The following is a 19,606-nucleotide window of genomic DNA, read 5'->3' as shown; positions in this document are numbered from 1 at the left end:
GTCACGGTCCTTTCTCTGCGTGAGTCTCACAAACTATATAAATCAGACGGCGAAGACAAGGGGGTTCGGGGCGAGAGATCGGATGTCTGGGGAGCTGTTGAAAGCTGTGAAGAGGGGTCGACGGGTGGATTGGTCGTGGGGTCGTGGGGCCGTGGGGTCGGCGGGTGGACGGGTCGAGGGGCGGACGGGTGGAACGGGCGGAGGGGCGTCGTCGGCGGTCAGGAGGGATCCTTCGCCCGGCGGCGAGTGGTGAGGAGCAGCCCGAGGGCGGCGACGAGCATCAGCGCGCCCAGCGAGGTGAAGGCGAGTCGGAAGTCGTCGAGTCCCGCCGGGCCGTTCGGGGAGAACCGGTCCAGCAGCAGTCCGATCAGCAGCACGGCGAGCAGCGACGACGAGTAGCCGCCGATGTTCACCATCCCGGTGGCGGTGCCGATCGCGCGAGGCGGCACGCCCGTGCGGGCGAGGTCGAAGCCGACCGAGCAGGTCGCCGACCCCACGGAGAGGGCGATGATCAGCGGCAGCAGCTGCCACGCGCTCAGCGGCACCGGGATCAGCAGCGTGATGGTCCAGGCGAGGGCCAGCACGCCTCCTGCGAGGAAGCCGAGCCGCGCGCGCTGGTGGGGGAACCGGCCGGTGAGCACTCCGATCATCGGGCCGATCGCCACCATCACCACGACGTTGACGGTGAGCAGGGTGCCGATCTCGGTGGGGCTCAGGCCGTGGCCGAGCGTCATGTACGGCACGCCCCACAGGAACAGGAACGAGTTCACGCTCAGCAGGGTCAGGGAGTGCAGGAAGAAGCCGGACCACGCCGCACGGGAGGTGAACACGTCGCGCAGCACCTGGCCGGGACGGACCGGGAGCGCCGGCGCGGCATGCGGGTCCCCGGCGGGCTCGTCCTGCACGAACGCGATGACCAGCAGCACGCTGAGGACGAGCAGGAAGGCCAGCGAGGCCCACGCGGGAGCCCAGCCGAAGCCCACCAGCAGCGCCAGGAACGGCACGGCCGCGACCGCCTGCCCGAACTGGCCGATCATCGTGGCGAGCTGGGTGAACACGGGGACCTGTCCGGTGGGGAACCAGGTGGCGATCAGCCGCACCACGCTGATCAGGGTGGCGGCGTCGCCCACCCCGGTGAGAAGTCGGGCGACGAGGGCTGTGGGGACCTCTGTGGCCACGGCGAGGACTATCTGCCCGGCGGCCATGGTCACGGCGCCCAGCACCAGCATGCGGCGCGGTCCGATCCGGTCCAGCAGCAGACCGGCCGGGATCTGCGCCGCCGCGTAGGTGCCCAGCTGCACCACGCCGAACAGGCTCAGCACGGCCCCGTCGACCGCGAAGCGTTCGGAGGCCTCGACGCTCGCCACCCCGAAGGCTGCGCGACCGGAGACGGCGCACAGGTAGGCGAAGACCCCGACGGCCCACACGAGGTGGGCGCGGGTGAGGCGCGAGGCGAGAGAGGTCATGGAGGGGAGGTCACCTGGGGGAGGAGCGGGAGGAGTCGGAGTCGTGCGGGCCCGCGGCGCCGGTGGGGCGTTCGTCGGGATCACCCGCGGGACGAGGGGCGGCGTCGCCCCCGGACGACGCCGACGAGGCGCCGACGCCGACCGCGAGCGGTTCTCCGCGCTCGTCGAGCCCGTCCTCGTCCGGATCGCTCAGGGTGCCGTTGCGCCGGAGGAACCAGGCCGCGATGAGTGGCGCCGTGATCGCGGAGATCAGCACGGCCGTGGCGACCTGCACCGTCGCCACGCCCACGTACTGCTCGAAGCGTGGATCGGCCGACGCGATGATCGCCGGGGTGACGATCGAGTTCCCGGCCGTGGTGCCGGCCGCGAACCCGATGCCGGCGCGCTTGCCGCGCCGCAGCAGGAAGCGGTAGGCGAGATAGGTGCAGCCACCGGTGAACGGGGTGACGACCAGGCCCAGCACGATGCCCGTCAGGCCGCCGGTGAGGATCGCGCTGAGATCGATCCCCGTGCCCAGGCCGAAGGCGAAGAAGGGGATCACGATGGTCGGGACCGGACGCATGATCTCGGTCCATCGGTGGTCGATGTTGCCCACGAGGATGCCGAGGATCAGCGGGATGATCGCGGCGGCGAAGGCGTCCAGCGGGATGGCGCCGAGGCCGGCCGCACCGATGAACAGCATGGTGAAGAAGGGGCCGTCGTTGACGGCCGAGGCGACGTACGCGCCGCGGTCGGTCTTGGTGCCGTACTTGCCGGTGAAGGCGAGCCAGATGCCGCCGTTGGAGTTGTCGAAGGTGGCGAGCATGGCCAGGATCGAGATCCCCAGGATCCCGTCGAGGCCCACGGCGAAGCCGAGCGTCACGATGAGCAGGCCCGGCACGAGGGTCTTCCCGAGCAGGATCGCCCCGGTGGTGCCGGCGACGGGGCCGATGCTGCGCGGCGTGATCTGCATGCCGGTCGCGAAGATGACCAGCGCCATCATCGGCATCGGGGTCGCGAACAGCGCGGTCGTGAAGCTGCCGAGCTCGAGGAAGCCCGGTGCGGTGGTGCCGACCACGGCACCCAGGACCAGTGGGATGACCATCGTCCCGCCGGGGATCTTGTCCATCGTGCCGTAGAGCGGCGAGCGGAGCGCGGCGAGGTTCGTCGGGGCTGCGTCGTTCATGGGGACTCCTTGTCGCCTCATCACGAGAAGGGGTGGTGCCGTCGCTCCCGGTCACAAGGGCGTACGGAGGCTGACCGGGGTGGGCGCGGGCGCCGGGTGAGGGGCCCGGAGCGGTACGGCTCGGTGCTCCGGGTGGGCCTATAGGATCTATGACCGAGTGATGTCCGTCAAGGGCGTCCGTCGGGCGCGAGTCGGGTGGGGAGGTCGCCTCGGGCCGGCTGCATCCCCTGCGGAGGCGGGGTCGCGAGGATCGTCCGGTAGACCACGTCGACGCTCGGCGAGGTCGCCGCCCGACGGTCCCGAGTGGCCGCCACCAAGCGACCCTCCGCGACCGTGCCGACGGGGACCACGACCATGCCACAGGTGTCCGAGACCGCTGCGGCCAGGCCGTTCAGCACCCCCACGCCGAGTCCGGCGCGTGCCAGGTTGACCACGGACTGAGGCTGCTCGGACTGCCAGGCGAGAGGGATCTCCAGCCCCCAGGCGCTCAGGGCGCCGCCGGTGTCCGGATCGGCGGCAGCGCCCGGCTGGGCGATGGCGATCACGGGATGCTCGGCGAGGACGCGCGGGGGCAGCCCCTCCTGCGCCATGTCAGCCTGCGGCACAGTTCCCGGCTGCTCCCCGCCGTGGAACCCTTCGTCGGGCCGGTCAGGCATCGCGCGCAGGATCGGATGGTCCGGCGGCACGACCGCCACAAAGCGCTCGGTCCACAGGTGGACGCTCTGCAGATCGTCCGACGGCGGGTCGGCGGCGAGCGAGTGGATGGCGATATGGAATCTCCCGGCGCCGATGCCGGAGACGAGATCGGGGGTGGTGTGCTCGGTGAGCTCCACCCGGACGAACGGATGCTCGGCATGGACCGCCGCGAGCACGGTGGGCAGGAAACCCGCGCTCACGCTGGGGTGACAGCCGATCACGACGCGGCCCCGCGGAGTGCCGGTGTGGGCGTCGACGGCCTCGGCTCCCCGCTCCAGCGCGTCCAGCACGGCGCGGGCGTGGGGGAGGAAGGCGGTGCCCAGCTCGGTGGGTCCGATCGGTCGGTGGCTGCGGTCCACGAGGGTCCCCCCGAGGGCTTTCTCGAGCGAGGCGACGTGGGTGCTCACACGGGACTGGGCCCGGTGCAGCGCACGCGCCGCACCGGAGAAGCTGCCGTGGTCGATGACCGCCACGAAGGTCTCCAGCCAGTCCGTCTGCTCGACGCGGGGCATCCTGCCCTCCTGAGTGCCGGTTCGGGTTCGGGGTGGCGGGGGCTGCCAGCTCGGACGTGATGGGGTCACGATCCGATGTCGGCAGCGCCTGCGGGCAGTGTCATCACCGCTGGTCATCCACGTGTTGTGACACACCTTACCAATATCGCATATAGGATTTCCGGATCGCGGATCGCCGACGGCGTCTTCGCGGGTCACTCCGTTGGTAGCTTTCGAGACACCTTGATGGCGAGGTCCCGCCGCTCCGGTTCGTCCGGGCACATCGCAGTGCAAGCGGCTCCGCCTCCTCGAGGTGAACCAGTTCTCGACCAGCACGATCCCCTGACCCTCACGATGAAGTGGAGTCCGCCATGACGCGCAGCATCCCGTCCCCCGTCGTCTCATCCCGCCCCTCCCGCCGGCTCCTGTCCGGGATCGCCGGGGTCGCCGCCCTCGCCCTCGTCGCCGCCGGCTGCTCCGGCACAGCCGATGAGGGCGCGCCCGATGACTCCGCTGTCCAGGCCTGCAACGACATCAACGCCGACTACCCCAGCGGGCCGGTCGAGCTCATCGTCCCCTGGGCCGCCGGCGGTGGCACCGATGGCGTCGCCCGCCTCATCGGGGAGCAGCTCTCGACGCAGATGAGCACGAACGTCAACGTCGTCAACCGGACCGGCGGCTCGGGCGTCGTCGGCCATCAGGCGATGGTGGACGCCAACCCCGACGGTCAGACGATCGGCCTGGTCACGGTGGAGATCGGGATGATGCACCACCAGGGCCTGACCGACATCAGCGGCGAGGACCTCACCGCCATCTCGCAGATGAACGAGGACGGCGCCGGCATCACCGTGGCGGCGGATGCCGAGTGGGACACCGCCGAGGAGCTGCTCACCTACATCGAGGAGCACCCGGGCGAGGTGACCGCCTCGGGCACCGGCCAGGGCGGCATCTGGCACCTCGCCCTGCTCGGCATGCTGCTGGACAACGACCTGCCCGTGGACTCCGTGAACTTCGTGCCCTCCGAGGGCGCTGCGCCGGCTCTCCAGGAGCTCGTCGCCGGAGGCATCGACATGACCACCAACGCCCTGGGCGAGTCCAAGACCATGCTCGACTCCGACCGCGCCAAGGCCCTCGGCGTCATGGGCACTGAACGCGACCCCGCCTTCCCCGACGTCGAGACTCTGCAGGAGCAGCTCGGCTCGGAGTACTCCATGACGGTGTGGCGCGGCATCGCCGGCCCCAAGGAGATGGACCCCACCGTCGTCGAGGAGCTCGAGTGCCACCTCGGGCTGATCGCCGAATCCGACTCCTTCGAGGACTTCATGACCAAGTCCGGCCTGGGCGTGAAGTACGCAGGGGCTGAGGATTTCCAGACCCTGATGGCGGAGGACGACGCCACGAAGGGCGAGGTCATGGAGGAAGCGGGACTGGCCAAGTGACCGCTACCGAGACTCCGGGCCCGACGGCAGCCGTCCGGGGGAACCTCGTCATCGCCGCTGCATCCGTCGTGGCCGGAGCCGTCGTGATCCCCTACGGCGCCTCCATGCCGTACATCCGGGAGGGGATCCCGGGGCCCGGTCTGTTCCCGATGATGATCGGCGGGCTGCTGGTCCTGTTCGGCGTGCTTCTCGCCCTCACCAGCATGCTCGGTGCGCGCCGCGCGCGCCGTGATCATGCGGAGCTCGCTGCGGCCACTGCGGCAGCAGGAGCCGGGACGGCGTCTGCGGCCCCCGAGGAGGATCCGCTGTCGATGGCCTCGGCCTCCGTTCCCGATTCCGGAGGCGACACCCCGGAGGACGAGCTGGAGACGGTCGCGGTGATGGACACCGATATCGGGTCCGACGGCGCACGGCGCTGGATCAACGGCGCCATCCTCATGGGAGGAATCGTCTTCTACGTGCTGTTCGCCCAGATCCTCGGCTTCCCGCTGACCATGGCCATCCTGGTCACGGCGATCGTCTGGTCGCTGCGGGCGAAGTGGTGGGTCGCGGTGACGACCGGTGTCCTCGCCTCGCTCGGTCTGTGGGCCATGTTCGAGCTCGGCCTCATGGTGCAGCTTCCCGACGGCTTCATCCAGGGGTTCTGACATGATCGAGAACTTCGGAAGCGCCCTCGAGCTGGTAGCGGATCCCACGACGATCCTCGTCGTGCTGGTGGCCGCACTGTTCGGCCTCGTCATCGGGTCCCTGCCCGGCATGACCGCTACCCTCGCCGCCGCCCTGCTGGTGCCCTTCACCTTCTTCCTGGACCCGGTGCCGGCGATCGCCGCGATCATCACCATGTCCGCGATGGCGATCTTCGCCGGGGACGTCCCCAGTGCACTGCTGCGAATCCCCGGCACCCCGTCGTCGGCCGCCTATACGGAGGACGCCTTCGCGCTGACGCGGAACGGCAAGGGCGCCCTCGGCCTCGGGGTCTCCCTCGTCGCGTCGGTGTTCGGCGGCCTCTTCGGGTCCATCATGCTGATCTTCGTCTCTCCGATCCTCGGTGAATTCGCCCTGAGGTTCACGAGCTACGAGTACTTCTGGGTGGCAGTGCTCGGCCTTACCGCAGCCGTGATCGTCTCCAAGGGCGCCCAGCTCAAGGGCGGGATCGCCCTCATGGTGGGCCTGCTCGTCTCGACCGTCGGCCTCGACGTGACTCTCGGGTTCCCCCGCTTCACCTTCGGTGATGAGCAGCTGTACCGGGGTGTCGACTTCATCGCCGCGATGATCGGTCTGTTCGGGCTCTCCGAGGTGCTGCGGGCCGTCACCGCCAAGCGCGGGGAGTCCATGCCGATCCCCCGGATCGAGGGCGCGGGGACGATCCGCCCCACTTTCCGTGCGATCTGGCGGAACAAGGCGCGCGTCGGTTCCGGGTCCGTCATCGGCGGCGTCGTCGGGGCCCTGCCAGGCGCGGGCGCAGACATCGCGGCGTGGATCGCCTATGCCTTCACCCGTTCCACGAGTCGGATCCGCCCGGGGAAGAACTCTGCGGACGATCAGCGCGTCGAGGCGATCTCGGGGGCATCCAGCGCGAACAACGCGGGCATCGCCTCGGCGTACGTGCCGACGCTCGCCTTCGGCATCCCCGGCGACACCATCACCGCGATCCTCATCGGCGTGCTGCTGGTCAAGGGGATCACTCCGGGACCGGACCTCTTCCTCTACCAGACGGACACGCTGTACGCGCTGTACATCATCTTCATCGTCGCGAACCTGCTGCTGCTCCCCTTGGGCTTCCTGCTGATCCGGGTCTCGGGCTTCGTGCTGCGGATCCCGCGGTCGGTCCTGATGGGGCTGATCGTCGCGATCTCGATCTGCGGAGCCTTCGCCATCAACAACGGCTACCTCGAGGTGGGCCTGATGGTGCTCTTCGGCGTGATCGGCTATCTCTTCGAGAAGGGAGGGATCCCGCTCGCCCCGGTCGTGCTCGGCATCGTGCTGGGTCCCATCGTGGAGCGGACCTTCATGCAGTCGGTCATCAAGACGGATTGGAACCTCGCCGAGTTCTTCACCCGACCGATCAGCGCGGTGCTCATCGTGCTCGTGATCCTCGCGATCGCTTCCTCGCCCTTGATGAGCTGGCTCGGTCGGCGCGCCGAACGGGCCACGGCGCTGCAGGCGGCGAAGGACCGCGGTTCCGCGGCCGACGCTGGGTCCTGAGCAGAGCGGGCGAGGCGGGTGGTCGGCCGAGCAGGAGGCCGCGGGCCGACGCAGGCCGACGACTGCGTCCCCTCCACGACGAGGGTGCCCGGCCGGAGAGCAGTCTCCGGCCGGGCACCCTCGTCGTGCGCGAGCTCAGGACCGCGTGCGCAGATTGGTCATGCCGCCGTCGATCGGCAGCAGCACGCCGGTGGTCGAACGGTTGCGCGGCGAGGCCAGGTAGCAGTGCGCCTCGGCGACCTCCTCGGGCTCGACGAGCCGACCATGGGGCTGGCGTGCGTTCAGCGCAGCGCGTTCGGCCACGGGATCCGCGGCCTTCTCCATCAGACGGCCGATCCACGGGGTGTTCGCGGTGCCGGGCACGACCGCGTTCACACGGATGCCCTCGCCCACCCAGTCCGCGGCCATGGCCAGGGTCATCGCCTGGACCGCGCCCTTGGAGGCGGAGTAGAGCACGCGCTCGGGCAGTCCCAGCATCGAGGCGATCGATGCGGTGTTCACCACCGCTGGCGCGGAGGATCTCCGCAGGTGAGGGAGGGCTGCGTTGGTCACGCGGGCCACGGAGACCACGTTGACGTCGAGCACGCGCGCCCATTCGGCATCGTCGTTCGCGTCGACCTGGCCCTGGGCGCCGATGCCGGCGTTGTTGATGACGATGTCGATCCCGCCGAGCTCCGCCGCGGCCCGGTTGACTGCGGTGTGGACCGCCTCGGAATCGGTGACGTCGACCTGGATCTGCAGGGAACCCTCCGGGGCGCCGGAGGGGTCGAGGTCGAGGGCGGCGGTCGTGGCGCCGCGGGACTGCAGCGCGCGGATCGTGGCGGCGCCGATGCCGGCGCCGCCACCGGTCACGATCGCCGTGAGTCCGGCGAATTCTGGTTCCGTCGCAGCAGTCGTGCCCGTGGTGCCGGTCATGCCAGTCATTCGAGTTTCTCCTCATTGAGTGAAGTCGGTGCGGATCCATCATCGCGGTCGGCGCGGATCCCCGCGCGCCTTGACCGAGGATCGGCGCCAGATCATCATATCCATCTTGGATATAGGATTCCCGGAACCCGGATCGCCCAGGTCGCCTCCGATCCTCCCTCGAGCAGTAGCGTCGGAGGGTATCGACCTGGTGAACGTCTGACGGTCGCCGCACGAGGCAGTGCGCTCTCGTCACCGCTGCGCCGCGCCGAGCACCTGATCCCAGATCCTCACCGATGAAGGAGAGCTCTGTTGGCCACCCGCAGAATCCCTCGTGGCACCTCCGTCGCCCCGGGCGAGGAGAAATACACTCCCGCGACCACGTCTGCAACGCGCAAGGCGCTCACGCGCCTCCTGCCGTTCCTGCTGCTGATGTACGTCATCGCGTTCATCGACCGCACGAACATCGGCTTCGCCGAGGAGTCGCTCGAGGTCCATGCGGGGCTCTCCACCGCGGCGTACGCCTTCGGCGCGGGCCTGTTCTTCATCGGCTACGCCGTCTTCGAGGTGCCGTCGAACCTGATCATGCACAAGGTCGGCGCCCGCTGGTGGATGGCGCGGATCATGATCACCTGGGGCATCGTCGCGGTGCTGTTCATGTTCACGTCCGGCCCGACGATGTTCTACATTCTGCGATTCCTCCTCGGAGTGGCCGAGGCCGGGTTCTTCCCGGGCGTGATCCTCTACCTCACCTACTGGTTCCCGCGTCGCCGAAGGGCGCAGGCCACCGCCCTGTTCTACATGGGACTGCCGATCGCCAACATCCTCGGCGGGCCGCTCTCCGGAGCGCTCATGGAGCTCGACGGTTTCCTCGGCATGTGGGGCTTCCAGTGGATGTTCCTCATCGAGGGACTCCTGGCCGTCGTGGTGGGAGTCATCGCCTTCTTCTATCTCACCGACCGGCCGGCCCGCGCGGCCTGGTTGACCGAGCAGGAGCGCACCGAGCTGCAGGCCACCCTCGACGCCGAGGTGGAGGAGAAGCAGCAGGCACGCCACCTCAGCTGGTGGAGAGCCCTGCTGAACGGTCGCATCCTCTACTTCTGCTTCGTCTACTTCACCATCCAGCTGTCCGTCTACGGGCTCACCTTCTTCCTGCCCCGCCAGATCGCCGGCATCGCCGGGCGGGACGTCGGGATCATCGTCGGCCTGCTCTTCGCGATCCCGTGGGTCCTGGGCCTGGCCGCGAACTTCTTCTCCGGTCGGTACGCAGACCGCACCGGCCAGTACCGCAACGCGGCGACGGTGCTGCTCGTCGTCTCCGGGGTCGGCCTGCTGATGACCGGGCTCTTGGGATCCCCGGTCCTGGTGATGCTCGGTCTGTGCCTGGCGGCGATCGGCTTCTGCTCCGCGCAGCCGATCTTCTGGAACATCCCCACCTCGTACCTCTCCGGTGCTGCACTGGCCTCCTCGATCGGCCTGATCAACGGCGTCGGCAACCTCGGAGGATTCGTCGCCCCCAACCTGCGGGTATGGGTGGTCGAGGCCTTCGGCACCGAATCCGCCGGCCTGCTGATGCTCGCAGTCATGCCGCTCCTCGGCGCCCTGTTCCTGGCCGGCACCCGCCTGTTCGACGCCCACGACGCGAAGCGGGAGAGCGCCCGCTCCGCCAATCTGGCGCCCTGACCGGCGGCCCTGCCCCGCGCCGGCCCTTCTGCCCGCCCCCGCCACGACCCGCCCTGCCCGCCACGACCCGCCCTGCCCGTCTCACCTGTCCTGCCCGTCTCACCCGTCCACGAAGGAGTCTCCCGTGCGAGCACTCGTCCTGACCGACTTCCACCGTCTCGACGTCGTGGACCGACCACGACCAGAACCCGGCCCCGGGGAGGTGCTGCTGCGGATCTCCGCCACCGGGATCTGCGGATCCGATGTCCACGGCTACACCGGGGACAACGGGCGCCGCGTCCCCGGGCAGATCATGGGGCACGAATCCTCCGGCACGATCGCCGCGCTCGGCGAGGGGGTCGACCCGTCGGCCCTGCCCGTCGGCGCCCCGGCGACCTTCAACCCCGTCGTCGTGCCTCCCGAGCAGGCCGAGACGTTCCTCGGTCGGGAGCAGCACGCCCCCGGCAAGCAGGTCATCGGGGTGGCGCAGGAGGTGCAGGCCTCGTTCGCCGACTATGTGATCGTCCCGGCCCGCAACGTGCTGCTCCTGGATCCGGAGCTGCCCCTGCACCTCGGCGCACTGATCGAGCCGCTCGCGGTCGCGGTGCACGCCGTCGGCCTGGGTCGCCCTGCTCCCGAGGAGAAGGTGCTGGTCATCGGCGGAGGCCCGATCGGACAGAGCGTCGTCATCGCCCTCCAGCGGGCCGGCGTGCGCGACATCGTGCTCTCCGAGCGCGACCCGGCCCGCCGCGAGCTGGTCACCGCGCTCGGCGTGGTCGCCCTGGACCCGACGTCGGCGCCCCTCGCCGAGCTCGTCGTCGAGGCGCTCGGGGCTCCCGCCGATCTCGCGATCGACGCCGTGGGGCTCAGCCCGACCATGTCCGACGCCCTCACCGCGACCGCGCTCGGCGGCCGCGTGGTCCTGGTCGGGATGGGGTCGCCCCGCCTCGAGCTGCCAGCCTTCGCGATCAGCACCGAGGAGCGCTCGATCGTCGGCTCCTTCACCTACTCCGCGCAGGACTTCGCCGACGCCTCGGCCTGGATCGGCGCGCATGCCGAGCAGGTCGCACCCCTGGTCAGCGCCCTGGTGCCGCCCGAGGAGGCTCAGGAGTCCTTCGCCGCCCTCGCCGCGGGGCAGGGACCCGCCGGCAAGATCCTCGTCCGCTTCGATCAGGAGGACCAGCCCGCATGAGCACCCATCACCGCACCATCGCCCACGTCCGCGCGTACACCGTCACCGGCGGCGGCGCGGACTATCACGACCAGGGCGCCGATCACTGGATCGACGACCACATCTCCACCCCGATGTCCGTCTACCCCGAGTACGCCGACTCCCGGCAGTCCTTCGGGCTGAACGTGCTGGGCACGCTCATGGTCGAGCTCGAGGCCGACGACGGCACCGTGGGCTTCGCCGTGTCCACCGGCGGCGACCTCGGCGCCTGGATCGTCGAGAAGCACCTCGCGCGCTTCCTCGAGGGAGCACGGGTCACCGACATCGAGCGGATCTGGGACCAGATGTACCGCTCCACCCTGTTCTACGGTCGCCGCGGCATCGTCCTGAACACCATCAGCGCCGTCGACCTCGCGCTGTACGACCTGCTGGGGCGCCTGCGCCAGGAGCCCGTGTACTCCCTGCTGGGCGGCCCCGTGCGCGAGGAGCTCACGATGTACGCCACCGGCGCCCGCCCGGACATCGCGAAGGACCTCGGCTTCATCGGCGGCAAGATGCCGCTCCACCACGGTCCGGCCGACGGGGAGGAGGGGATGGACAAGAACATCGCCCTGCTCGCGGACATGCGTGAGCGGGTGGGCGACGACTTCTGGCTCATGTACGACTGCTGGATGTCCCTCGACGTCGACTACGCGACCCGTCTCGCGCACCGCGCCCACGACCACGGACTGCGCTGGCTCGAGGAGGCGCTGATCCCCGACGACTACTGGGGCTACCAGCAGCTGCGCCGCAACGCCCCGAAGGGCATGCTCATCACCACCGGCGAGCACGAAGCCACCCGTTGGGGCTTCCGCCAGCTGCTCGAGATGGGATGCGCCGACATCATCCAGCCCGACGTCGGCTGGTGCGGCGGCATCACGGAGCTGCTCAAGATCTCCGCGCTCGCCGACGCGCACGGCGCGATGGTGGTGCCCCACGGCTCCTCCGTGTACTCGTACCACTTCGTCGTCACCCGCACGAACAGCCCGTTCAGCGAATTCCTCATGATGCATCCGACGGCGGAGGAGATTGTCCCCATGTTCTCCCCGATGCTGATCGGCGAGCCGGTGCCGGAGAACGGGAAGATCCGGGTGCCGGACACCCCAGGTTTCGGCGTCGAGTTCAATCCGGAGATAGCCCGCAGCCGTCCGTTCACGCACTGACCGATACCGCCCGAGAACGCCACCACGCACCAGACATCGGATGTACCGCCCTGCGGTCGGGTCAGCGGGAGCACCCCGACTCCTGGCACTGTGGTGGTGGACCCACCGCGGAGATGCCCGACGCGCTCGCCGGCGGCAGGACGCCGCGGGCAGCGCCCTCGGCACCCCTCGCCGCCGACGGCGGAGACCTCGACCCCCCTCCCGTATCCGCACCCTTCGAAGGAGAAACCCATGGAACTGCGACGACTCGGCCCGATCGGCCAGGAGAAGCCCGCCCTCGTGCAGGACGGCGTCACCTACCGCCTCGAGGGCCTCACGGCCGACATCGACGGGGCCTTCCTGGCCGACGGCGGCCTCGAGAAGGCGGCCCGGGCGTCCGCCGCCGGAGAGCTGCCGGTGTGGGAGGGCGCGGAGTCCGAGCGCGTCGGCGCCCCCATCGCGCGCCCCGAGGCCGTGCTGTGCATCGGCCAGAACTATGCCGAGCATGCGGCGGAATCCGGCGCGGAGCCGCCCACCACGCCGATCCTGTTCTTCAAGCACCCCAACACCGTGGTGGGCCCGTACGACGAGGTCCCGATCCCGCCCGGCGCCACCAAGGTCGACTGGGAGGTCGAGCTCGGTGTGGTCATCGGGAAGCGGGCCTCCTACCTGAAGGATGAGCAGGAGGCGCTCGACGTCATCGCCGGCTACGTGACCAGCCACGACGTCTCCGAGCGTGATTTCCAGATCGCGGAGTCCGGAGGCCAGTGGTCCAAGGGCAAGTGCGCCGAGAACTTCAACCCCGTCGGCCCGGCCCTGGTGCCGGCTGCCGACGTGGAGCAGCAGAACCTGCGGCTCTGGTCGAACGTGAACGGCGAGGCCCGTCAGGACTCCACCACGGCGGACATGATCTTCTCCGTTGCGCAGCTGGTGCACCACCTGTCGCAGTACATGGTGCTATCGCCCGGCGACCTCATCAACACCGGCACCCCGCAGGGCGTGGCCCTGTCCGGCCGCTTCCCGTACCTCAGCGACGGCGACGTGGTCGAGCTGGGCATCGAGGGCCTCGGCGAGCAGCGCCAGGTGTTCGCCCAGCGTCGCTGAGGCAGGACCCGGAGGCCCTCGCGGGTCGCCTCGGCAGGGAACAGGCCCCCGGAACCGTGTCACGGTTCCGGGGGCCTGCGCTGTCGGCCGGAGTCCGCCGGCCGGAGCCCGTCGGGGGAGTGCTGTCGGCGGAACGTCGTCCGAGGCCAGCCGTCCCCTGTCAGCGTGCGGCGGCGAGCCCTTCGTCGATCCGGCGCACGGCCTGGCGTTCCGCCACACGAGCACCAGGGCCGGGAGGGAGAACAGCAGCACCCGGCTCATCCGGAACACGGGCGGCAGCACCTTGTGCCAGTTCTTCGGATCCCGCAGCGCCTTGAAGCTCGGGGCGAAGCGCTCCCGGAAGGTGTACGGGTCGACGGTGGAGAACAGTGCCTGCAGGGAACCGAAGAACGCGGCCCGGATCGCGAGCTGGGAGAGGTGCACCAGGACCGGGGAGAGATGAGCTGGCCGCAAGGGCGCGATGGCAGAGCTGTCCATGGATTCCTACAGGATCGCTGACGGGGTGCAGGGGGTCGAGGGAGGGGTCGGAGGGACTGGCCGCGCAGGGTGTGCGCGGCGGGTGTCGACGGAGCCCGCTGCTCGTGCTTACTCGGCGGAAACATCGGTGCAGGTACGCTCGGGCACCGCGCCCCTGGTCCCTCGGTGCCCGGCTGTCGTGCCGCAGCCGGGCTCGTCGGGTCCAGTGGTGATCCTGTCGGATCGGCGGCAGGGCAGGGCGACCACCTCTCGCGTAAATCCAATAGGATCTGTATGCTTCTGGGTATCGCGCAGCGCTCGGAGATCGTGCTCCCCGGCGCCGCGGGCACCACGGCGCCGGCTCCCCTCGGAGACGGCGCCCCTCGACGAAGGAGTCCCTCCGTATGACCATCTCCACCGTGACCATCGTCGGCGCCGGATACATGGGTGGCGGCATCGCCCAGGTCCTCGCCATCGCCGGCTTCGACGTGACCATCGCCGACGTGAGCGTCGAGAACGCGAACGCCTCCCTCGAGCGCCTCCAGAAGGAGGCCCGCGACTTCGAGGAGCAGGGCCTGTACGCCCCGGGCAGCGCCGATCTCGTCGCCCAGAACATCTCCGCCGGCAAGACCCTCGAGGACGCCGTCGCCGACGTCGATTTCATCGAGGAGGCCGTGTTCGAGCGGATCGACGTCAAGCGCGACGTGCTCGGGACGATCTCCCAGCACGCCCGTCCGGACGCGATCATCGGCACCAACACCTCGACCATCCCGGTCAAGGAGCTCGAGAGCGCGGTGACGAACCCCGAGCGGTTCCTCACCGTCCACTTCTCCAACCCCGCCCCCTTCATCCCGGGCGTCGAGCTCGTGGCCGGCAAGGCCACCACGGCCCAGACGGTCGACGCGGTCAAGGAGCTGCTGGAGAAGTCCGGCAACCAGGGCGCGCAGGTCGCCGACACCCCGGGGATGGTCCTGAACCGTCTGCAGTACGCACTGCTGAAGGAGGCCACCTCGATCGTCGAGGAGGGCGTCGCCACCGCGGAGGATGTGGACACGATCGTCCGCACCACCTTCGGCTTCCGTCTGGGCTTCTTCGGCCCCTTCGCGATCGCGGACCAGGCCGGCCTGGACGTCTATGCGAACTGCTTCGTGACCTTCGAGGACGCCTTCGGCGATCGCCTGGCCACGCCGCAGATCCTCACCGACTCGGTCGCGGCGGACCGCAAGGGCGTCAAGAACGGCAAGGGTCTCCTCGGCGACTACGACGAGGAGACCGCGGCGGAGCTGATCGCCTACCGCAACAAGGCCTACGCCAAGATGTCGCAGCTGCTCGCCGAGCTCGGCCCGGCCCCGAAGGCCACCCCGAAGAGCTCCTGATCCCTGGGCCGACGGGTCGGCGGGCAACGCCCCTCGATCCGTCAGCCCTCACCTCCCCTGCACCCGCCGCGCACAGCCCGGCGGCCGGGCACTGCTGCCCGGGATCTGAGCCGAGCGCTCGGGGCCCGGCGGTGACCGGGTCCCGAGCGCTCCGTCGTCGGCGGCTCGGGGCCCGGCGTGCCCCCACACACTCTGGAGACACCCCGTGGAAGAACTCGTCCTTGCGGATCGGCCGGTCTGGCTGCTCCTGACGATCGCGGCCGTCGCGATCGTCATCCTGCTCGTCCTCATCATCAAGGCGCGCCTGCACGCCTTCTTCTCCCTGCTCATCGTCGCCGTCGCCACCGGTCTCGCGGCCGGCATCGGAGTCGGTGACGTCATCGACGTGGTGATCGGCGGCTTCAGCACGACCGTCGGCACCGTCGCCCTGCTGGTCGGTTTCGGCGCCGTGCTGGGCAGACTCATCGAGATCACCGGCGGCGCCCAGGTGCTGGCCGACAAGATGCTCGACACCTTCGGGGAGGCGCGGGCACCGCTCGCGCTCGCCGTCGCCTCGCTGTTCTACGCGTTCCCGATCTTCCTGGACGCCGGCTTCATCGTCATGCTGCCGGTGATCTACACGGTGGCCCGGCGCCTCGGCGGCTCGTTCATGCTCTACGCGCTGCCCTCGATCGCGTCGTTCATGATGATGCACGCGCTGCTGCCCCCGCACCCCGGCCCCACGGCCGCGGCGACCGTGATGGGAGCCGACATCGGCCTGGTCGTACTGGTGGGCCTGCTCATCGGCCTGCCCACCTGGTACTTCGGCGGCTACCTGGTGGCCCGCGCGATCGCCAAGCGATTCCCCGACACCCCTGTGCCGGCTCTGCTGGGCGAGCCCCGTGACGTGCCCGTCGCCGAGCGTCCCGCCTTCGGGGCGATCCTGCTCGTGCTCCTGCTGCCGCTGGTGCTCATCTTCTTCAACACGGCGCTGTCCACGGCCGAGCAGTCCGGCGCGGTGAGTGCGGAGAACGTCTTCTTCCAGGTGTCACGCCTGGTCGGGGCGACCCCGGTCGCGCTCGCGCTCTCGGCGCTGCTTGCGATGGTCCTGCTCTACGTGATTCCGCGTCGCCGTCGAGGCGAGCAGGTCGGCGGACTCCTCGAGGAGCTCGTGGACGATGCCCTCGCCCCCGTCTGCTCGATCATCCTGATCACCGGCGCGGGCGGCGCCTTCGGCGCGATCCTCACCGAGACCGGCATCGGCGAGGAGGTCGCGAACGGCCTCGACGCGATGGGCCTGCCGCTGATCGTCGCCGCCTACCTGGTCACCATGGCCATGCGCATCGCACAGGGCTCGGCCACCGTCGCCGCCACCACCGGCGCCTCGATCATGGCTCCGGCGATCATCGCCGGCGACTTCAACACGATCGCGGTCTCCGCCATGGTGATCACCATCGGCGCCGCCTCGATCGGCTGGTCGCACGTGAACGACTCCGGCTTCTGGCTGATCGGCAAGTTCTGCGGCTTCGACACCGTGACCACCTTCAAGACCTGGTCGGTCGTCGGCACCACGATCTCGCTGGTCGCCTTCGCGCTCTCGGCGGTGGTGTTCGTCATCGCGGCCTGACGGGGCGCGGGGGCGGGCACCGCGGCCGCGCACGAGGTCAGCAGGGCAGTATGGGACGTCATGGATCGCCGAGCTCATGGACGGGCCGGCCGGTCCATGGAGTCCCGTGGCCCGCCTCCGCCTCCGCCCGTCGCCCGACGTGCCATGTCCTGCCATGTCCTGCCTGACGTCCCGCCCCGACCCTGGAAGAAGGTTCCTGTGACCGTGCCCGTCACCGTGTCCGAGAACGCCGCCCGCCGCCTGCTGGTCCTGGACGACGACCCCACCGGCTCGCAGTGCGTGGCCCAGGTCGACGTGGCGTTCGACCTGGACCCCGCGATCCCGGCCGAGGTGCTCGCCGAGCCAGGATCGACCTGCTTCGTGCTGACCAACACCCGAGCGCTGGAGGAGGCGGAGGCCGTCTCCCTGAACCGCTCGCTGGTGGCCGGCGTGCTCGCGGACTCGGTCGCCCGGCAGGGCCTGCACGTCGTCTCCCGTTCCGACTCCACCCTGCGCGGCCACGTGATCGCCGAGCCCCTCGCGATCGCCGAGGAGCTCGCCGCCCATGACGTCGAGGTCGACGCGATCCTGCTGGTGCCCGCCATGCTCGAGGCCGGCCGCTTCACCGAGGGGGACGTGCACTACGCCGTGGTGGACGGGGAGCCGCGACGCGTCGAGGACACCGACTTCGCCCGCGACGCGACCTTCGGGTTCTCGCACTCCGACCTGCGGGAGTTCCTCGAGGAGCGGTCCGGGGGAGCGATCCGGGCCGCCGACGTGCTCAGCATCGGGCTCGACGACATCCGCACCGGCGGCGTCCGGCGCGTGCACGAGATCCTCGCCGGGGCACGGGGACGGCGCTGGGTCGTCGTCAACGCCACCGAGTACTCGGACATGGAGGTCGTCGCCGAGGCCGTCGCGCACCTCGAGGCCGACGGCCGCACCCTCATCACCCGCTGCGGCCCGTCCTTCGTGCGCCCGCTCGCCAAGCAGAGCGGCGCCGAGGTGGTGGGCCCCGACTCCATCGCGATCCCCGAGGGCCGGCTGGACCACGGGCTCGTCGTCGTCGGCTCCCACGTCGGGCTGACCACCACGCAGCTGCGCGCAGTCCAGGAGCGCGGCACGCTGGTCGAAGTCGAGCTGCACGTGCCCTCGCTGCTCGACGAACGGCGCGAGCAGCACATCGCCGACGTCGCGGGCCAGGTGCGCGAGACCCTCCGCCGCGAGGACTGCGTGGTCTACACCAGCCGTGATCTGGTGAGCACCGACGATCCCTCCGAATCACTCGCCATCGCCCGCAGCGTGTCCGACGCGGTGGTCGACGTGGTCCGGCGCGTGCGCACCGTGCGCCCTGCCTGGGTCGTCGCCAAGGGCGGCATCACCTCCCACGAGGTCGCCGCGAACGGACTCAGGATCCGTCGCGCCCGCGTCGAGGGACAGTTCTGGCCCGGCCAGGTCTCGCTGTTCTCCGCGCAGGAGGCGCCCGAGGAGGTCATGGGCATGCCGTACGTCGTCTTCCCCGGGAACGTGGGCGGCGAGCAGGCCCTCGCAGACGTGGTCGACCGCCTCACCGCCGCCGTCGCAGCCCGCTGACCAGCCCCTACAGCCTTCACCGCTCCGAGGAGAATTCGATGACCACGATCGCCACCACCCCCGCTGTCGGATGGATCGGCCTGGGCGCGATGGGTGCCCCCATGGTCCGCACCGCAGGCCAGGCCGGGTTCTCCGTGCGCGCCTTCGACCTGAACCCCGCCGCGCTCGACGCCGTCGCGGAGGCCGCCGATCCGGCCGCCTCGGCGATCGAGGCCGCCACCGGCGCCGACATCGTCGTGGTCATGGTCGCCACCCCCGCTCAGCTGGAGGCGGTCCTGTTCGGCGAGGGAGGCATCGCGCCGGCGCTGACCACGGAGACCACCGTGCTGATCATGTCCACCGTGGGCCCCGCCGCGATCGAGGCGACCTGCACCGCGCTGGAGGGGACGACGGCCCGCGTGGTCGACGCCCCCGTCTCCGGTGGGGTGGCCCGCGCCGGCACCGGCGACCTGCTGATCATGGTGGGCGGCTCCGCGGAGGATGTCGCCGTGGTGCGTCCGCTGCTGGACGCCCTCGCCGCGAACGCCCCCGTGGTCGGCTCCCGCCCGGGCGACGGCCAGCGCTTCAAGGTCGTCAACCAGCTGCTGTGCGGTGTGCACATCGCCGTGGCGGGGGAGGCGCTCGCGCTCGCCGACTCGATGGGTCTGGACCTTGAACAGGTCCACGAGGTGCTGAACACCGGGGCGGCGGCGTCGTTCATGTTCGCCGACCGCGGCGGGAGGATGGTCGAGGGCGCGCGCGACGACACAGCGTTCGACGAGGTCCGCTCGGCGCTCAGCATCTTCGTCAAGGACATGGGCCTGGTGAGCGAGGCGGCGCGGGAGGTCGGCCAGGAGGTGCCGCTCGCGGCGTCGGCCGAAGCGATCTACCAGCGCGGCAGCGAGCTCGGGCACGACCGGAAGGACGACTCGATCGTGTACCAGGTGCTGCGCGAGGAGCGCTGAGCGGGGGAGCTGACGGCGAGTTCCACGGAGCCGACAGCTCTCTGCTGAGGTCGTCCGTCGGCCCTCGCTGCCGTCGCGCCCATTCCGCGTGAGTCCGCGCTGCCGTCCATCGAGCCGCCCGGGCGCCGCCGGCGGGGGCCGTGCGGAGTTGTCGAACCGTGACGCTGCA

At 70.2% G+C, this 19,606-nt stretch carries 15 protein-coding genes; 11 read left to right on the top strand and 4 right to left on the bottom strand.

Annotated features, from left to right (window positions below; all coding sequences use genetic code 11):
* Nucleotides 1–218: 218 nt before the first annotated feature.
* The 3 genes from CIK81_RS13460 to CIK81_RS13450 all read right to left on the bottom strand — a co-directional run bounded on the left by CIK81_RS13460 (nucleotide 219) and on the right by CIK81_RS13450 (nucleotide 3,839).
* Nucleotides 219–1,466, bottom strand: a complete 1,248-nt coding sequence (locus CIK81_RS13460; RefSeq protein ID WP_114355805.1) for a nitrate/nitrite transporter — start codon at nucleotides 1,464–1,466, stop codon at nucleotides 219–221.
* A gap of 10 nt (nucleotides 1,467–1,476) precedes the next feature.
* Nucleotides 1,477–2,631 (bottom strand): 2-keto-3-deoxygluconate permease, encoded by a 1,155-nt coding sequence (locus CIK81_RS13455; protein WP_096165767.1) that lies wholly within the window; start codon nucleotides 2,629–2,631, stop codon nucleotides 1,477–1,479.
* Nucleotides 2,632–2,798: 167 nt separating this feature from the next.
* Nucleotides 2,799–3,839 carry a LysR family transcriptional regulator gene (locus CIK81_RS13450; protein WP_158542038.1) on the bottom strand — a complete coding sequence of 347 codons (1,041 nt, stop codon included), beginning with the start codon at nucleotides 3,837–3,839 and terminating at the stop codon, nucleotides 2,799–2,801.
* A 350-nt stretch (nucleotides 3,840–4,189) separates the two neighbouring features.
* Between CIK81_RS13450 and CIK81_RS13445 the strand changes: the two genes are divergently transcribed.
* From CIK81_RS13445 to CIK81_RS13435, 3 genes are read left to right on the top strand one after another with little or no spacing between them, the layout of a single operon-like run.
* Nucleotides 4,190–5,257, top strand: a complete 1,068-nt coding sequence (locus tag CIK81_RS13445; RefSeq protein WP_096165769.1) for a tripartite tricarboxylate transporter substrate binding protein — start codon at nucleotides 4,190–4,192, stop codon at nucleotides 5,255–5,257.
* The gene (locus tag CIK81_RS13440; protein WP_096197766.1) at nucleotides 5,254–5,904 is read left to right on the top strand and encodes a tripartite tricarboxylate transporter TctB family protein; all 651 of its coding nucleotides are present in this window, start codon (nucleotides 5,254–5,256) and stop codon (nucleotides 5,902–5,904) included. The genes CIK81_RS13445 and CIK81_RS13440 overlap by 4 nt, the downstream gene beginning before the upstream one ends.
* A gap of 1 nt (nucleotide 5,905) precedes the next feature.
* Complete coding sequence (locus CIK81_RS13435; RefSeq protein ID WP_114328602.1) at nucleotides 5,906–7,462, top strand: tripartite tricarboxylate transporter permease; 1,557 nt, start codon at nucleotides 5,906–5,908, stop codon at nucleotides 7,460–7,462.
* A gap of 135 nt (nucleotides 7,463–7,597) precedes the next feature.
* Here the strand turns inward: CIK81_RS13435 and CIK81_RS13430 are convergent, their stop codons facing one another.
* Nucleotides 7,598–8,386 carry an SDR family NAD(P)-dependent oxidoreductase gene (locus tag CIK81_RS13430; RefSeq protein WP_241964169.1) on the bottom strand — a complete coding sequence of 263 codons (789 nt, stop codon included), beginning with the start codon at nucleotides 8,384–8,386 and terminating at the stop codon, nucleotides 7,598–7,600.
* Between the two features lie 291 nt (nucleotides 8,387–8,677).
* Between CIK81_RS13430 and CIK81_RS13425 the strand changes: the two genes are divergently transcribed.
* The 8 genes from CIK81_RS13425 to CIK81_RS13390 all read left to right on the top strand — a co-directional run bounded on the left by CIK81_RS13425 (nucleotide 8,678) and on the right by CIK81_RS13390 (nucleotide 19,437).
* The gene (locus CIK81_RS13425; protein ID WP_199586377.1) at nucleotides 8,678–10,048 is read left to right on the top strand and encodes an MFS transporter; all 1,371 of its coding nucleotides are present in this window, start codon (nucleotides 8,678–8,680) and stop codon (nucleotides 10,046–10,048) included.
* Between the two features lie 124 nt (nucleotides 10,049–10,172).
* On the top strand, nucleotides 10,173–11,219 hold the full coding sequence (locus CIK81_RS13420; protein ID WP_096165774.1) for a zinc-binding dehydrogenase: 1,047 nt from the start codon (nucleotides 10,173–10,175) through the stop codon (nucleotides 11,217–11,219).
* On the top strand, nucleotides 11,216–12,400 hold the full coding sequence (gene rhmD / locus CIK81_RS13415; protein ID WP_114328600.1) for an L-rhamnonate dehydratase: 1,185 nt from the start codon (nucleotides 11,216–11,218) through the stop codon (nucleotides 12,398–12,400). Before CIK81_RS13420 ends, rhmD begins: the two co-directional genes overlap by 4 nt.
* Before the next feature lie 231 nt (nucleotides 12,401–12,631).
* Nucleotides 12,632–13,483 (top strand): fumarylacetoacetate hydrolase family protein, encoded by an 852-nt coding sequence (locus tag CIK81_RS13410; RefSeq protein ID WP_114328598.1) that lies wholly within the window; start codon nucleotides 12,632–12,634, stop codon nucleotides 13,481–13,483.
* An 860-nt stretch (nucleotides 13,484–14,343) separates the two neighbouring features.
* Nucleotides 14,344–15,315 (top strand): 3-hydroxyacyl-CoA dehydrogenase family protein, encoded by a 972-nt coding sequence (locus tag CIK81_RS13405; protein WP_114328596.1) that lies wholly within the window; start codon nucleotides 14,344–14,346, stop codon nucleotides 15,313–15,315.
* 205 nt (nucleotides 15,316–15,520) lie between these two features.
* On the top strand, nucleotides 15,521–16,921 hold the full coding sequence (locus tag CIK81_RS13400) for a GntP family permease (protein ID WP_096165778.1): 1,401 nt from the start codon (nucleotides 15,521–15,523) through the stop codon (nucleotides 16,919–16,921).
* Between the two features lie 198 nt (nucleotides 16,922–17,119).
* Nucleotides 17,120–18,493 (top strand): four-carbon acid sugar kinase family protein, encoded by a 1,374-nt coding sequence (locus CIK81_RS13395; protein WP_241964168.1) that lies wholly within the window; start codon nucleotides 17,120–17,122, stop codon nucleotides 18,491–18,493.
* Nucleotides 18,494–18,540: 47 nt separating this feature from the next.
* Nucleotides 18,541–19,437 carry an NAD(P)-dependent oxidoreductase gene (locus CIK81_RS13390; protein WP_096165805.1) on the top strand — a complete coding sequence of 299 codons (897 nt, stop codon included), beginning with the start codon at nucleotides 18,541–18,543 and terminating at the stop codon, nucleotides 19,435–19,437.
* Nucleotides 19,438–19,606 lie beyond the last annotated feature (169 nt).

This window comes from Brachybacterium sp. JB7 (assembly GCF_003335205.1).
Taxonomy (GTDB): Bacteria; Actinomycetota; Actinomycetes; order Actinomycetales; family Dermabacteraceae; genus Brachybacterium; species Brachybacterium alimentarium.
This window is presented reverse-complemented; position numbering and strand designations above follow the sequence as displayed.

Excerpts from the sequence above, each read along its gene's own strand:
- CIK81_RS13430 (WP_241964169.1), bottom strand. The coding sequence starts at position 8,386 with ATGACTGGCATGACCGGCACCACGGGCACGACTGCTGCGACGGAACCA.
- CIK81_RS13405 (WP_114328596.1), top strand. The coding sequence starts at position 14,344 with ATGACCATCTCCACCGTGACCATCGTCGGCGCCGGATACATGGGTGGC.
- CIK81_RS13455 (WP_096165767.1), bottom strand. The coding sequence starts at position 2,631 with ATGAACGACGCAGCCCCGACGAACCTCGCCGCGCTCCGCTCGCCGCTC.
- CIK81_RS13460 (WP_114355805.1), bottom strand. The coding sequence starts at position 1,466 with ATGACCTCTCTCGCCTCGCGCCTCACCCGCGCCCACCTCGTGTGGGCC.
- CIK81_RS13435 (WP_114328602.1), top strand. The coding sequence starts at position 5,906 with ATGATCGAGAACTTCGGAAGCGCCCTCGAGCTGGTAGCGGATCCCACG.
- CIK81_RS13450 (WP_158542038.1), bottom strand. The coding sequence starts at position 3,839 with ATGCCCCGCGTCGAGCAGACGGACTGGCTGGAGACCTTCGTGGCGGTC.
- CIK81_RS13445 (WP_096165769.1), top strand. The coding sequence starts at position 4,190 with ATGACGCGCAGCATCCCGTCCCCCGTCGTCTCATCCCGCCCCTCCCGC.
- CIK81_RS13410 (WP_114328598.1), top strand. The coding sequence starts at position 12,632 with ATGGAACTGCGACGACTCGGCCCGATCGGCCAGGAGAAGCCCGCCCTC.
- rhmD (WP_114328600.1), top strand. The coding sequence starts at position 11,216 with ATGAGCACCCATCACCGCACCATCGCCCACGTCCGCGCGTACACCGTC.